This is a genomic window from Bizionia sediminis (assembly GCF_042684585.1).
Classification (GTDB): Bacteria; Bacteroidota; Bacteroidia; order Flavobacteriales; family Flavobacteriaceae; genus Algorimicrobium; species Algorimicrobium sediminis.
The window spans coordinates 450,351-465,719 of record NZ_JBHULS010000001.1; the positions used below are offsets into that span (position 1 = coordinate 450,351).

The window sequence follows — 15,369 nt, forward strand, 5'->3', positions numbered from 1 at the left end:
TTTTGTAACAAGCAAGGTTTATTGCGTTTCTTATTCCAAGTGCGCACAGTTTCCAGTTAAAACCAATTGTTTGTTTACACTGGAAAAACGGATTAATGTTTCGCAGTTATAAAGTTCGTTTTTTTCATCTTTAAAACATTTTTTAACAGGAATACCGTGAGGTAACCTTTTTTCTGAAAGCCATTTTTCGTAAGCCGTAGGATGTGTAAACATAGGCAAGTGCGGTATTTGTGTGTTTATTATATACAAGTTTGTACCGGCTTTATGTTTTAAACGCTTTTTGGTGGAATAAGTTGGTTTTAGGCTATAACTAGCATAGGTGTTATTATTAATAATGGTATCCATTACTGCTGTAAACTGGTAGTTATTAGCCACCTTTTTAACCGTATTTTTATGGTTGCTTACATGGCTACAAACTACGTTTAGGTACTTATTTGCTAAAAAGGCAGTTTTATTAATTTTAACTTGGGCCCGTATCATATCGTGCTGGGTAAATGTTAGCTCATATTCGGTATGGCTTATGTCCTTTAAAGAAATAAAATAGCTGTTATCTGCAGCGTTTGTTAGGTATACTGTGGTATCTTTTAACGAATCTTTTTGAACATATACATTTTCGTAGGTAAGCATGTAATCAAATTGAAAAGATTTCTGCGAAAAACCCCATATGGGAACTAGTAATACGATTAAGATTCTAAATACAGGCATCATGACAATACAGGTTTTTGAATATGAATTAAACAGGTAAGACAAGGTAGTAAAAATACTTTAATTGCGGTATTTCTTATTTGTGAAGCCTGAAAAATAACAGATATTGCATGCCACTTTCCAGATTTGTATGGGTTTTGTAAGCCTTTAAATAGTACCCAACACCAATACCAATAGTCGTCAATTACAAAACATAGGGTTTAAAATAGGTTCATTCTTTTTAAACCTAAAAAATCAAGACATGTAACACAAAAAAAGCTGCTAAATGCAGCTTTTTTGTTTTTATGGTAGCTAAATGTTATTCGGTTTTATTCAATAACACCGGCACAACTTACACGTGCACCAGCATCGCCCGTTGGTTGCGTTTTAAAATCGTCTACACCTTGGTGTACTATAACCGCTTTTCCAATAATGTCTTTTGCAGGATCCCCACAACCTATACACCATTCGTTGGTTCTAAAGGTAAGACTAGCATTACCCTGTTCGTCGGCTTCTAAATTTCCAATATCGCCTTTATGATAGCCAGCTTCGTCTCCCCATTTGCCATGTTTTTGCCCAGTAGGATTCCAGTGGCCTCCAGACGATGTGCCATCGTCTGCCGAGCAGTCCGCGGTTTCGTGTAGGTGAATAGCGTGCATACCAGGCGTTAATCCCGTAATATTAGTAGTCATAACCACCTCGCCATTTTCTTCAATAAAAACCACTTCGCCTGTTACATCTGAACCGCTTTTAGCAGAAAGCATTGTGGTAATTTTTTTTACCGCTGGAGTTGCTTCTTGCATCATGTTATCCTCGGTAATCATATCGGCATTTGGCGTGTCTGGTTCTGCATTTTCTTGGTTGTTGTTTTTGCAACTTGATACCAGCGCAAACGCGGCTGCAAGTGCTACAAGTGGTAATTTTTTCATTCTTTTTAAAGTTTTTTTAGTTAGCCGAAAGTTACATATTATTTCACATAAAATGAAGTATTTGCAGGTTAATGTATGACAATTATCATATTTTATATTGAAAATTGCCGTTAGTTTTGCCTCATAATAAGTCAGGTATGTCAAATAAATTAGTTAATAAATACAATGTTGCTGGTCCTAGGTACACCAGTTACCCTACGGTTCCTTATTGGAACGAGGCGCTGTTTTCGGTAAAAAAGTGGGAGGCTGGTTTGCAGCAATCATTTTTAGAAAGCAATGAAACAGAAGGAATAAGTTTATATATTCATTTGCCTTTTTGCGAAAGCTTGTGCACCTTTTGTGGCTGTAATAAACGCATTACTACGCGTCACGAAGTAGAATTACCTTACATAGATTATGTTTTAAAGGAATGGCAGCTTTACGTAACTGTCCTTGGCCATAAGCCGCGAATAAAAGAACTTCATTTAGGCGGTGGCACACCAACATTTTTTTCAGCCAATAACTTACAACGCCTTATTAACGGTATTTTGTTGGTGGCAGAAAAAGCACCCAATTACGAGTTTAGTTTTGAAGGGCACCCAAACAATACAACAGAAGTACACCTTAAAACCCTATTCGATTTAGGTTTTAGGCGGGTAAGCTTTGGGGTTCAGGATTATAATGAAACCGTCCAAAAAGCTATACATAGAATTCAACCTTTCGAAAACGTAAAACGCGTAACCGAGCAAGCGCGGCAAATAGGTTATACATCGGTTAGCCACGATATTATTTTTGGGTTACCATTTCAAACCGAAGCACATGTTCTAGAAACCATTAAAAAAACGAAAGCTCTTATGCCAGACCGCATTGCTTTTTATAGCTATGCACACGTTCCTTGGATAAAAGGCAATGGCCAACGTGGTTTTAAAGACTCCGATTTGCCATCTGCAGCCAGCAAGCGCCGGCAATACGAATTAGGAAAAGCCGAGCTGGGTGTATGCGGCTATGTGGAAATTGGGATGGATCATTTTGCCTTGCAAACAGATAGTTTGTACCAAGCAACACAAACCAAGGAGTTACACAGAAATTTTATGGGTTATACGGCCAGTAAAACACAAATTATGGTTGGGTTGGGCGTGTCGGCTATTAGCGATAGTTGGTATGGGTTTGCTCAAAATGAAAAAAAACTGGAAGATTATTACGCCCGTTTGGACGCGAACCAGATTCCCGTTTTTAAAGGGCATATTTTAACGGCAGAAGATTTAATTATAAGAAAGCATATTTTAAACCTGATGTGTCATTTTGAAACAAATTGGCAAGCATCTGAAAATTATTTTCAGGAATTACCAGACGTATTAATTCAATTGAAAGAATTGGAAAACGATGGTTTAATTCACATTAATGCAACAAGTTTAACAGTAACAGAAGCCGGAAAACCGTTTGTTAGAAATGTGTGTATGGCCTTCGATTTGTTGTTGCAGCGTAAAAAACCAGATGCGCAATTATTTTCTATGACCGTGTAATAAAAATATAATTAGTCATTAAAAAACAATCAATTAATCAGGATTCAAGCGTGTAAAGTATTCATAGCGCTTCTGAAAAAAAACATATAACCATGAACAAAATTATTGTACCAGTAGATTTTTCTGAATATTCAGAGTACGCCCTTGAAACAGCTGCTATTCTTGCTAAAAAAAATAATTCCGAAATACTTGCCTTACACATGCTAGAAATGTCCGATGCAGTATTAAGCAGAAGTGACTCCAATGCCCAGTTGGAAGCCGTTTTTTTGTTGGAATTAGCCAAGAAAAAGTTTAGCGAATTTTTAGATAAACCTTATTTGGAAGGTGTTCATATTACACCATTAGTTAAACAATACAAAGTATTTAGCGAGGTTAACGATGTTGCCAAGGAGTACGATGTGGATTTAATTATAATGGGGTCGCAAGGCACCAGTGGTATTAAAGAGTATTTTGTGGGTTCCAATACCGAAAAAGTAGTACGCTATTCCGATATTCCTGTTTTAGTAATTAAACACAACCCTATTTTAACAGAGTTCGATACGGTGGTGTTTGCATCAGATTTTTCAGAAGATGCTATTGAAGCCTATAAAAAAGCTAAAAAAATGTGTACGTTTTTAAAATCGGATATGCATTTAATTTATGTAAACTTACCCGGCGAAAACTTTAGAAGCACACCCGAAATGGAGGGTAAGGTTGTTAAGTTTTTAAACGCAGCCGATGGCAATCTGGATTATATGTCGCGGGTTACGTACGTTAATGATTACACGGTAGAGCAAGGTATATCTAACTTTGCCAATGTTTTAGGTGCCGATATGGTAGCCATTGCCACGCGCGGTAAAAAAGGATTAGCCCACTTTTTTGAAGGCAGCATATCTGAAGATGTGGCCAATCATTCCACCTTACCAGTTATGACATTTAAAATAAAGTAGTTTTCATAGTAATTACAATTTGTTAGTGAAAAAGAGTCGGACTTGGAGTTTGGCTCTTTTTTTTGTATCTTAAAATCAAACGAATAGCTATTAAGAGTTAGAATGGATAAAAATATCCGATTTATTTGATAAATATGATAATTGTCATATTTCTCCTAAATCTTTAATAATACTTTTGATATATAAAATTAAATAACACTATGAGAACATCACTAAAATTAATGACACTATTATTTGCCTTCGCGCTATTAAGCTGCGGCGGAAAAGAAGAAAAGAAAAAAGAAACATTTTCATACGAAAAGAAAAGTCCAAAAACCGAAACTACAACTAAAAAGGAAAGCGTGGAGAAACCTTCAAAGCGTGTAGACATGAGTACAAAAGGGGTGGGGCCAATAGCCTCGCTAACATTGGATGCTAATATCGATCAGGCTATGGCAGACCAAGGTGCTGAAATTTTCAAAAACATGTGTACCGCTTGTCACCGTGTTGGTAAAAAATTTATTGGACCAGCACCAAACGGAATTTTAGAACGCAGAACACCAGAATGGGTAATGAACATGATTTTAAACCCAGAGCAAATGGTAAAAGAAGATCCGTTAGCAAAAGAATTATTAATGGAGTTTAATGGTTCGCCAATGGCTAATCAAAACCTTACAGAGGATGAAGCACGTGCTGTTCTAGAATATTTTAGAACCTTATAATAACTAAAACCATAACCAATGAAACAATTAATGCTAGCAGTCTTATGCTTATCACTATTCATGGGCTGTAAAAACGAAAATCAAAACCCTGCAGCGAGCCCCGATGCTCCTGCGGCAACCGAGACCACAGAGCGAACAGGCCAAGCCTTTATTGAGGACGATGGTAGTGCGCCAACGGTATTACAAATTGCAATGGGTTCAGACGATCACACAACACTGGTAGCAGCCGTACAAGCTGCTCAACTGGAAAATGCACTATCTAATGCCGGACCTTTAATGGTTTTTGCGCCTACTAACGAAGCGTTTGCGGCCTTGCCAGCTGGTACAGTGGAGGATTTGTTAAAGCCGGAAAACAAAGCAGCTTTAGCCAATATTTTAACTTACCACGTTACACCAGGTAATTACTCTAAAGAGTTTTTAACCAAGTTTAAAAAACTAGGTCAGGCTAATAACCAAAACGTAAAAGTGGAGGTAGTAGACGGCGAACCAATGGTTGGCGGTGCTAAAATTATAGCCAGTATTTTCGGAGGTAATGGTATTGTACACGTAATAGATAAAGTATTGTTACCACCAACAGAATAAATTAAAAAACACTTAAATTATTAAAGACAATGAAAAACAAATTTAAAATATCAATTGGATTGATGGTTGCGGCACTTGCATTTACAAGTTGCAACAATTCAACGCAAACATCCAACAAAGGCGCATTAGGATCTAGTGCGGCCGAAAAAGTATATGTAGCTCCGGGCGAACACGATTCGCATTACGCATTTATGTCTGGTGGTTACAGCGGAAACTTAACGGTATATGGATTGCCGTCTGGACGTATGTTTAAGGAAATTCCAGTATTCTCGCAATTTCCAACAAATGGTTACGGGTATTCTGAAGAAACCAAGCCAATGCTAGAAACATCTTATGGTTTTATTCCTTGGGACGATTCGCATCACCCAGACATTTCGCAAACAAATGGCGAATTGGATGGTCGTTGGATTTTTATTAACGGAAACAACACACCACGTATTGCGCGAATTAGTTTAAAAACTTTCGAAACAGAAGAAATTATTGAAGTACCTAACAGTGCTGGTAACCACAGTTCTTCATTCATTACAGAAAACACCGAGTATGTAGTGGCAGGAACACGTTTTTCCGTACCTGTACCACAGCGCGATATGCCAATTAATGAATACAAAGGAAACTTTAAAGGCGCGTTAACGTTTATTAGTGTGGATCCAGAGCATGGCCATATGGATATTAAATTCCAAATTTTAATGCCAGGATTTAATTACGATTTATCGCACCCAGGACGTGGCAAATCGCATGGTTGGTTCTTCTTTACTACCTATAACACAGAGGAAGCAAACAGCTTGCTAGAGGTAAACGCGTCGCAAAACGATAAAGATTTTATTGCAGCCATTAACTGGAAAAAAATTGAAGAATACGTAAACAATGGTGGTGGTACCATGATGCCAGCTAACTATGCACACAACATTCACAGCGATATTACGCATACAGCAACATCTACCATGAAAAAAGAAGTTCGTGTAGTTAATCCTGCTGAAATTCCAGGCGCTGTTTACTTTTTACCAACACCAAAATCACCGCACGGTTGTGACGTAGATCCTTCTGGCGAGTATATTGTAGGTAACGGTAAATTATCGGCCAACCTAACCGTACATTCCTTTACAAAAATGTTGGATGCTATTGAAAACGAAAAATTTGATGGCGAAGCTTATGGAATTCCAATTTTAAATTTCGAAGATGTCTTAGCTGGATCTGTAGAGCAACCAGGTTTAGGGCCTTTACATACCGAGTTTGACGACAAAGGTAATGCCTATACTACGTTCTTCATCTCATCCGAAGTTGTAAAATGGAAATTAGGTACTTGGGAAGTATTAGATAGAAAACCAACTTACTACTCTGTAGGTCACTTAACTATTCCAGGTGGTAATTCCAGAAAACCTTTTGGTAAATATATGTTTGCCATGAACAAGATTACAAAGGACCGTTATTTACCAACAGGACCAGAAATGGAGCACTCGGCTCAATTGTATGATATCTCTGGCGATAAAATGGAATTATTATATGATTTCCCAACGCACGGTGAGCCGCATTATGCAGCCTCTATTCCTGCGGAAATTATTAAAGATAAGTCTGAAAAGTTCTTTAAACTATCTGAAAATGAGCACCCACGTAAAACCTTAAGTGATGGTGATGCTAAAGTAGTGCGCGATGGTAAAAATGTACACGTTTACATGACCATGATTCGTAGTCACTTCTCGCCAGATAATATTGAAGGTGTTAAAGTAGGTGACAAGGTGTTCTTCCACATTACCAATTTAGAGCAAGATTTTGATGTACCACACGGCTTTGCTATGATTGGTGCTAATAACGCCGAGCTTTTAGTAATGCCAGGCCAAACAAGAACTTTAACTTGGGAGCCAAAACAAGTAGGTGTATGGCCATTTTATTGTACAGATTTCTGTTCTGCTTTACACCAAGAAATGCAGGGTTATGTGCGCGTGTCGCCAGCCGACTCTGATATTGAATTATCTTGGTCTTTAGGAGACTAATAATATAAGACTAGGAAAATTTTGTTTTAGTGTTTATTTTCCTAATAAGGCGAGAGCTGAAGTTTCGCTCTCGCCTTTCTTTTTAAAACACGCTTAACTAAATGGTTAATTTTTAAATTATTTATTATGAAAAAGGCAGGAATTATAATGATTATTGGATCGTTATTATTATTAGGGCTTTTTAAATTTCCTTTATGGAATATCATGCTTGGTGCGCCGCAATATCCGGAGCCTTTAGGAATGAACATCTATATAGATGGCATTAAAGGAATTACAGAATTCGATTTACAGAATATTGATGGTTTAAACCATTATATTGGCATGAAAACCATTCCAAAACCAGAAGAAATGTGGGAGTTTTCAGTATTTCCGAAAGTAATTTTGGGTATGGTAATTCTTGGCGTTATAATAGGATTACTGGGGTTTTTTGAAAAAGTAAGTTATAAGTTTTTTCTTGGTTGGTTTTTATTAATGTCCGTTTTAGGCGTTTTGGGGATGTATGACTTCAATAATTGGTTAATCGATTATGGAAGTAATCTAGATCCTAACGCCATCATTAAAGTTACCAATCCAGATGGTTCACCTATGTCTTACAAGCCACCTTTAATTGGGTATCAAAAACTACTTAATTTTGATGTGGACTCTTGGCCTCACGTAGGCGGTTATTTAATGTTTGTGGGTATGGCTCTAACGTTGGTAGCATTCTGGTTAGGTAGAAAGCTAACGTTAGCTAAAACCAACACGTAATTATTTATATTTTTAAAACTAAAACACTAAAATGAAACAGTTTATTTTTATTCTCTTTATAGGCCTTATATTGGCGTCCTGCCAAGCAAAACCCGAGCCTATTAATTATGGTAGCGATGCTTGCCATTTTTGCAAAATGACTATTGTAGATAAGGTACATGGTGCCGAAATTGTAACCAACAAAGCCAAGGTTTACAAGTTTGACGCGGCAGAGTGTATGGTTAACTTTATGGCAGATTTTAATACCAACGATATAGCCTTATATTTAACCAATCATTTTAACGAACCAGAAACCCTTATTGATGCTACACAGGCCACGTTTTTAATTAGCAAAAACTTACCAAGCCCAATGGGTGCCTTTTTAACAGCTTTTAAAACAACTGCCCAGGCACAAGCTGTACAAGCGGAGCAAGGCGGCGATATTTACACTTGGAATGCTTTATTAGAGCATTTACAACAGTAGTGTATAAAAGGATAACCAAACACTAAAAAATGTTATGATGTTTAAACTAAAGCATTATCTGCTAACCATTTTTTTTATTTTATTACTAAAAAATGATGTGTTAGCTCAAGGGATAACCGTTTGTAACACCTGCACGTTTAAAACCTTGAAAGATGGTATTAATGCCGCAAAAGCGCATGATACCGTTTATCTTGAAAAAGGTATTTATAAGGAAACAGATATACAGGTAAATAAACCACTTACCATAATAGGTAAAGAGAAACCCGTTTTAGATGGTGAAATGAAGGGCGAAATCCTTATTGTAACCGCCGATAGCGTTACGCTGGACGGTTTAACTATTAAAAATGTGGGAACAAGTTACACCTCGGATTACGCCGCCGTGCGGCTTAAGCGGGTTGAGAATTTTGTGGTTCAAAATCTTATTTTAGAGCAATTATTTTTTGGGATATACGTTGAGCGATCAAAAAACGGAAAAGTGCTAAATAATACCATAATTGGCGATGCCGTAGAAGAGTATAACTCCGGCAATGGTATTCAATTATGGTATAGTAATAACATAGAAATAGATAATAATATTATTCAGCGTGTTCGGGATGGTATTTATTTAGAATTTTCCGACGATTGTCTCATCACCAATAATATTAGCTCTTACAATGTGCGTTACGGATTGCACTTTATGTTTTCTAACAAAGACACCTATTCCGATAATTTATTTGAAAAAAATGGTGCTGGTGTAGCCGTTATGTTTTCACGGGATATAAAAATGTATCGTAATATTTTTAGAGAAAACTGGGGAACAGCCTCTTACGGCTTGCTCTTAAAAGAAATAAACGATGCCGAAATTATGTACAACACCTTTGAAGAAAATACCATAGGTATTAATACTGAAGGTTCGAATAGAATTCGTTACGAAAACAATAATTTTATGAATAACGGTTGGGCTATAAAAGTGTTGGGAGCCTGCTACAGCAATACATTTAAAGGCAATAACTTTTTATACAATTCCTTTGATATGGCCTACAACAGTAAGGTACACGACAATGAATTTGACGGTAATTATTGGAGCGAGTACACCGGTTACGATTTAGATAAAGATGGCGTGGGCGATGTGCCCTACAGACCCGTAAAACTGTTTTCATACATCGTAAACCGTACGCCCGAAACTATTATTTTATTACGCAGTTTATTTATTGATATTATCGATTTTTCAGAAAAAGTATCGCCAGTATTTACCCCGGACAATTTACTGGATAATAACCCTAAAATTAAAAAAATAACATGGTAAGTGTTGAAAATTTACATAAAAAATTTGGTAAAAATAACGTCCTAATTGGTTTAAATTTAGATATTAATGAAGGTGGTATTTTTGCAGTACTAGGTCCAAACGGATCCGGTAAAACAACCTTAATAAAGTCTATTTTAGGTATGGTAATTCCAGATAAAGGCACCATTTCCATACATGGTAAATCCATTAAAAAAGACTCCAATTACCGAAAACAAATTGACTATTTGCCGCAAATAGCTAATTTTCCTAGCAACTTAAAAGTTAAGGAGCTCATTAAAATGATTAAAGATTTAAGAGGAAATTCCACCAACGAGCAGGAGCTCATAGAAATGTTTAAGTTAGAACCCTTTCTAGATAAAAAGCTAGGGCAACTATCTGGCGGAACAAAACAAAAAGTAAATATTTTGCTAACGTTTATGTTTGATAGTCCACTAGTTATTTTAGATGAGCCTACAACAGGTTTGGATCCAATAGCGCTTATCCGTTTAAAAAACCTAATTAAAGCCGAAAAAGCCAAAGGTAAAACCGTTTTAATTACCTCGCATATTATGAGCTTTGTAGAGGAAATTTCCGATGAAATTGTATTTCTACTGGAGGGAAAAATTTACTTTAAAGGAACCATACCAGCTCTTAAAACACAAACCAATCAACCAGATTTAGAACACGCAATTGCGTCCATTTTAACTACCAATCATGCTTAAAATATTAAAATATAGTTTTTTCGACCTCATGCGTAGCCGTTGGAGCTACGTGTATTTTGCCTTTTACTTACTACTAGGCGTTGTGTTATTATTTCTTAATAACGACTTATCTAAAGCGGTAATAACGCTCATGAATGTTATTATTATTTTAGTGCCTTTAATTGGAACCATTTTTGGCGTAATGTACTACTATAATTCCAAAGAATTTACCGAACTACTTTTGGCACAACCCTTAAAGCGTTCGTCTATCTTTTTAGGCCAATATTTGGGTGTCGCTATTTCCTTGTCTATGAGTTTAATTTTAGGGCTGGGTATACCATTTGTTTTTTATGGTTTGTTTATGTCCAATGCCATATGGGATTTTAGCTTGCTCCTTATAACAGGTGTGTTTTTAACCTTCATTTTTACAGCATTAGCTTTCAATATTGCATTATCCAACGAGAATAAAATAAAAGGTTTTGGATACGCTATTTTATTGTGGTTGTTTTTGGCTGTTATTTACGACGGTGTATTTTTAATGACCTTATTGTTTTTTGAAGATTATCCTCTAGATAAACTATCGCTTGTTGGAACCGTACTAAATCCGGTAGATTTGTCCAGAACACTCATTCTATTAAAGTTGGATATTTCTGCGCTTTTAGGTTATACGGGAGCAGTTTTTAAGCAATTTTTTGGCACTAACTTCGGACTCATCGTTTCATTTTCTATGTTGGTTTTATGGGTGTTTATGCCCGTTTTAAGAATTGTAAAAAAATCCAAGAAAAAAGATTTCTAGGATGTTAACACGTAATATGTTCGGGTGTGTTATTAATAACGGTTTTTGTTTGGTTTAAAGTGTAAGCCATAAAAACCAAAGGATAAACAAAAGAAGCTAACATTTGCCTTTACAGTTTACAACTGCTGGTAAAAACCACAAAGTTGCAACAATTTAAAAACGCCCAGGCCCGGTTTCGTGGCATTAGGGTTAGCTAAACTAAATGACATAAAACATGCAGCTGCCAATTTAAAAGACCGAAATAACGCCTTTAAAAATACTTTAACAAATAGTTAAAGGTGATTTTTGTCATGTTTGGATTTGCCATGATTCTGTATCTTTGTACTATGATTAAAACGATGTTACATATTATTACAGCCTACGTGCTTGCTATCATTTTGTTAGCAAACCACATTAATACTTTGGTTATAGTAAGTGACTTTGTTATTAATCAGGATTTTATAGCCAAAACGCTTTGTATTCAAAAAGACGATCAACAAGGGTGTAATGGTAAATGCCAGTTAAAAACAGAATTAGCAAAAAACGAAACCGGCCCAGATAGTAACACACCACGTAACCAAGCAGTAAAACGCATAGGTCTAGATTTTTACTTTGTTTCTGAAATTAGTAAACTTCCGTCGGGTAATGAAAACTTTATAGTAACTAACGTTACTAATTACACGTTTATACACACACTAAAAAGTCAATCTATACCGGTTGACACGCCACCACCAGATTTTAGTTAATTTTTACAGTTCTTACCAAAACCAGCTGCGCTGAAGTTCTGCCTATATAAATAAGGCAGAGTAAGCGCATGCAATCAAAATTTAGCGTAAAATAAATCGAAACAGACCGTTTTAAGGTTTTGTTAGGATGGTTATGCGCAAAAATCAAACTTAAAAATTACTAAAAATGAAACTAAAATTTATAATTCCCGCATTGTTTATTGCTTTATTGTTTTCTGCTTGTTCAGAGGACGATACAACCAACGATACCCCAACTTTTAATGAATTAACAGGTTTAAATAAAGTTCAAGATTTAACCAACAGCACGCACACCATAGAATTGTATAATGCTACAGGTCGTTTTTATACGGGTTACAATGAAATTAGTCTGCGTATTAAAGACAATGCCACAAACAGCTATGTTAAAAATGCCGCTATTACATGGATGCCCGTTATGCAAATGCCAACCATGCAACATTCTTGCCCAAAAACCAATCCTGTAAAAGCACTGGGTAAGGAAACAGTTTATACGGGTAACATAGTGTACCAAATGGCTTTTACCGACGGTTCTGGTTGGTCCTTAACGGTTAACTATACCATAAATGGTATGGACTATACGGTTACTGCGCCTATAACAGTTATGCAAAGTAGTAAACAAAATGTGGCCAGTGTTTTGGGTAGCGATAATAAACGATATGTAGTGGCCATGATAGCGCCTAAAAACCCTATAATTGGAAACAACGAGTTAGTAGTAGGTCTGTACCAAATGGAAAATATGATGACCTTTTCTGAAGTACCAGACTATTCCTTAACCTTGGATCCAAGAATGCCTGGAATGGGTAACCACAGTTCGCCAAATAACACCAGTTTAGTGTTTAATTCTGCCGATAAACAGTATTATGCCAACTTATCCTTAACCATGACAGGGTATTGGGTGTTAAACCTGCAATTACTGGATTCGGAAGGTAATGTTCTAAAAGGCGAACCAGTTACCCTAGAAAATACACAAAGTAGTCTCTATCTAGAATTGGAGTTTTAAACTGCTTACATGATGCTTACAGGTAGTAAGGTTATTACAAACTACCTGTAAGTTTAAAACACTATTACACCATGAAAAAGTATATCCTATACACCATAGGCTTGCTGTTTAGTGCCCACTTATATGCGCAAAACACAGCCAACATAATTGAAAACGACACCACACAATTGGAGGAAGTAATTGTTATTGGTCAGCGTAAATTAAGTAATTACCGACAAGAAAAAACACTTTCTAGCCTTGATGCTTATTTAGAGAAATCTAACAGAATTACCATGATTAAGCGTGGTAATTATGCCTGGGAACCCACCATGAATAACATGACAAGCGAACGTTTAAACGTAACTATTGATGGCATGCAAATTTTTGGTGCCTGTACCGATAAAATGGACCCTATAACCTCCTACGTAGACGTTTCAAACTTGGAAAAAGTAAGCATAGGCTCTGGGCAAGAAGGCACCGAAAACGGCCATGCTATAGGCGGTGGCATTAACTTGCAGTTACCACAAGCAAAATATTATAACTTTGGATTTAAGTCTAGCGCCGATTTGGGCTACGAAAGCAATGGCAATTACCGCACGGCTGGACTAGATGTGGAGTATTCCGGAAATCGCCTTTATTTTAATGCCGATGGTATTTATAGAAAATCTGATAATTATGATGCCGGAAACAATAAAGAGGTCTTATACTCGCAGTTTGAGAAATTTAATGTGTCTTTTCAAGGAGGTTACAAAATAAACGATAGCCATACCATGGATGCCAATATTATATACGACAAAGCAACCAATGTAGGCTATCCAGCCTTGCCCATGGATGTGTCTTTGGCCGAAGCTTTAATTGGGTCTGTTACGCACAATTATAAAAACAATGATTCTAAAATTACTTCATGGGAGTCTAAATTGTACGTTAATACAATTACCCATATTATGGACGATTCTAAACGCCCAGATGTACCCATAAGAATGGATATGCCTGGTTGGAGCGACACCTATGGTTTTTATAGTAAAGCAGCATTCAGCCTTAAAAAGCATGCCTTTTTATTAAATTTAAATGGTTTTTATAATAAATCGGTTGCCGAAATGACCATGTATCCAAATGATAGTAATCAACCTGCTATGTTTATGTACACGTGGCCAGACATACGCACCTTATATTCCGGTATTTACGCCAAAGATGTTATGCAGTTAACTACCAATAAAACACTTACTGCCTCTGCCAGATTAGGTTTTCATAACAACCGCATTGCCGATCCAGTTGGGCTGGAGAGTTTACAAATATTTTATCCAGAATTGGACGCTAGTAAAAACCGATTTTTAATGAGTGTGGCTGCCGATTATTTGTATAAAAAACCAACCTACGATGCAGGAATTGGTTTGGCATACGGACAGCGTGCACCATCTGTTAGCGAAGGCTATGGGTTCTTTTTATTTAATAGTTTCGATAACTACGATTATATTGGTAATCCAAACTTGAAAAATGAAAAATCAGTTGAAATTAATGCCAAGGCGAATTGGTATAAAAAACAGTTTAAAGTAGGTGTGGAGGCCTCATATTTTTATATTATGGATTATATAATAGGCACCATAAACCCTAGTTTAAGCGCTATGACTATTGGTGCAGATGGCGTACGCATTTACAACGGCCTTTCCCATGCTTCAATTTTTGATGTTTTTTTGAATACACAATATAATTTTACAAAAAAACTTTCTGCAAATGCTACCATAGGCTATAATTATGGCTATGGCAGTAACGATGAAAATTTACCACTTATTAAGCCCTTATCGTATTTAGTTGAAGTAGCCTATAATACCACAAAGTTTAATGCTGCCTTGCAACTAGAAGGAAACGGAAACCAAAGTAACTATAGCAGCTTTTATGGCGAAGATGAAACTCCAGCCTATGGCGTATTAAACTTGAATTTAGGTAATGTAGTACAAATTAACAATCAGAGAATGATTTTTAAATATGGTGTCGAAAACATTCTGGATACCAATTATTCTACCTATGCCGACTGGAATAATATTCCGCGTCAAGGCCGAAACTTTTACGCCAATGTATCCTACGTGTTTTAAGGCGAAGCAGCACCAGTTACACAGGATTGTCTAGGCGTTGCAAACGGTTTTAATAGAATGAATAAAAAGCTTTCAACTTGCTGCCTTGGAAGCTTTTTTTTGTTCAAATAGGCTAGCGAGGTTAGCAAAAAGGAACAAGTAAAAAAATAGATGGTTGTATCCAAACATCGCTAACGGAATAGTGCCAGATCAACAAACGATTGAAGCACCACAGATTCAAAAAAGAGTTTTGTGTTTTTTTTCTGAAGTAAAACTTCTAAATAATGGGGGA

General features: G+C 36.5%; 15 protein-coding genes. 13 read left to right on the plus strand and 2 right to left on the minus strand.

Annotation, left to right across the window (positions count from 1 at the left end; genetic code table 11):
- Positions 1 to 30 precede the first annotated feature (30 nt).
- Positions 31 to 708 carry a hypothetical protein gene (locus tag ACFSQP_RS02030; protein ID WP_376891387.1) on the minus strand — a complete coding sequence of 226 codons (678 nt, stop codon included), beginning with the start codon at positions 706 to 708 and terminating at the stop codon, positions 31 to 33.
- A gap of 305 nt (positions 709 to 1,013) precedes the next feature.
- A complete protein-coding gene (locus tag ACFSQP_RS02035) occupies positions 1,014 to 1,613 on the minus strand; it encodes a superoxide dismutase family protein (RefSeq protein WP_376891389.1) in 600 nt (199 codons plus the stop codon).
- 137 nt (positions 1,614 to 1,750) lie between these two features.
- On the opposite strand from ACFSQP_RS02035, the gene hemN reads away from it, so the two are divergent.
- The 13 genes from hemN to ACFSQP_RS02100 all read left to right on the plus strand — a co-directional run bounded on the left by hemN (position 1,751) and on the right by ACFSQP_RS02100 (position 15,098).
- Entirely contained in the window at positions 1,751 to 3,115 is a 1,365-nt protein-coding gene (gene hemN, locus ACFSQP_RS02040) for an oxygen-independent coproporphyrinogen III oxidase (RefSeq protein WP_376891390.1), read from the plus strand.
- 92 nt (positions 3,116 to 3,207) lie between these two features.
- Positions 3,208 to 4,044, plus strand: a complete 837-nt coding sequence (locus ACFSQP_RS02045) for a universal stress protein (RefSeq protein WP_376891391.1) — start codon at positions 3,208 to 3,210, stop codon at positions 4,042 to 4,044.
- Between the two features lie 200 nt (positions 4,045 to 4,244).
- Positions 4,245 to 4,745, plus strand: coding sequence for a cytochrome c (locus ACFSQP_RS02050; protein WP_376891393.1), 501 nt, complete (start codon positions 4,245 to 4,247; stop codon positions 4,743 to 4,745).
- Between the two features lie 18 nt (positions 4,746 to 4,763).
- The gene (locus ACFSQP_RS02055; protein ID WP_376891395.1) at positions 4,764 to 5,327 is read left to right on the plus strand and encodes a fasciclin domain-containing protein; all 564 of its coding nucleotides are present in this window, start codon (positions 4,764 to 4,766) and stop codon (positions 5,325 to 5,327) included.
- A 29-nt stretch (positions 5,328 to 5,356) separates the two neighbouring features.
- Positions 5,357 to 7,315, plus strand: a complete 1,959-nt coding sequence (gene nosZ, locus ACFSQP_RS02060) for a Sec-dependent nitrous-oxide reductase (RefSeq protein ID WP_376891396.1) — start codon at positions 5,357 to 5,359, stop codon at positions 7,313 to 7,315.
- A 126-nt stretch (positions 7,316 to 7,441) separates the two neighbouring features.
- Entirely contained in the window at positions 7,442 to 8,062 is a 621-nt protein-coding gene (locus ACFSQP_RS02065) for a hypothetical protein (protein ID WP_376891397.1), read from the plus strand.
- 31 nt (positions 8,063 to 8,093) lie between these two features.
- Positions 8,094 to 8,525 (plus strand): nitrous oxide reductase accessory protein NosL, encoded by a 432-nt coding sequence (locus tag ACFSQP_RS02070; protein WP_376891399.1) that lies wholly within the window; start codon positions 8,094 to 8,096, stop codon positions 8,523 to 8,525.
- Positions 8,526 to 8,562: 37 nt separating this feature from the next.
- The gene (locus ACFSQP_RS02075) at positions 8,563 to 9,810 is read left to right on the plus strand and encodes a nitrous oxide reductase family maturation protein NosD (protein ID WP_376892108.1); all 1,248 of its coding nucleotides are present in this window, start codon (positions 8,563 to 8,565) and stop codon (positions 9,808 to 9,810) included.
- Positions 9,804 to 10,511, plus strand: coding sequence for an ABC transporter ATP-binding protein (locus tag ACFSQP_RS02080; RefSeq protein ID WP_376891401.1), 708 nt, complete (start codon positions 9,804 to 9,806; stop codon positions 10,509 to 10,511). The genes ACFSQP_RS02075 and ACFSQP_RS02080 overlap by 7 nt, the downstream gene beginning before the upstream one ends.
- Positions 10,504 to 11,286: an ABC transporter permease gene (locus ACFSQP_RS02085; protein ID WP_376891402.1), complete on the plus strand. Its 783-nt coding sequence runs from the start codon at positions 10,504 to 10,506 to the stop codon at positions 11,284 to 11,286. Before ACFSQP_RS02080 ends, ACFSQP_RS02085 begins: the two co-directional genes overlap by 8 nt.
- Positions 11,287 to 11,624: 338 nt before the next feature.
- Positions 11,625 to 12,011, plus strand: a complete 387-nt coding sequence (locus tag ACFSQP_RS02090) for a hypothetical protein (RefSeq protein ID WP_376891403.1) — start codon at positions 11,625 to 11,627, stop codon at positions 12,009 to 12,011.
- Positions 12,012 to 12,177: 166 nt separating this feature from the next.
- Positions 12,178 to 13,029, plus strand: a complete 852-nt coding sequence (locus ACFSQP_RS02095) for a hypothetical protein (protein ID WP_376891405.1) — start codon at positions 12,178 to 12,180, stop codon at positions 13,027 to 13,029.
- Positions 13,030 to 13,100: 71 nt separating this feature from the next.
- Positions 13,101 to 15,098 carry a TonB-dependent receptor plug domain-containing protein gene (locus ACFSQP_RS02100; RefSeq protein WP_376891406.1) on the plus strand — a complete coding sequence of 666 codons (1,998 nt, stop codon included), beginning with the start codon at positions 13,101 to 13,103 and terminating at the stop codon, positions 15,096 to 15,098.
- Positions 15,099 to 15,369: the final 271 nt, after the last annotated feature.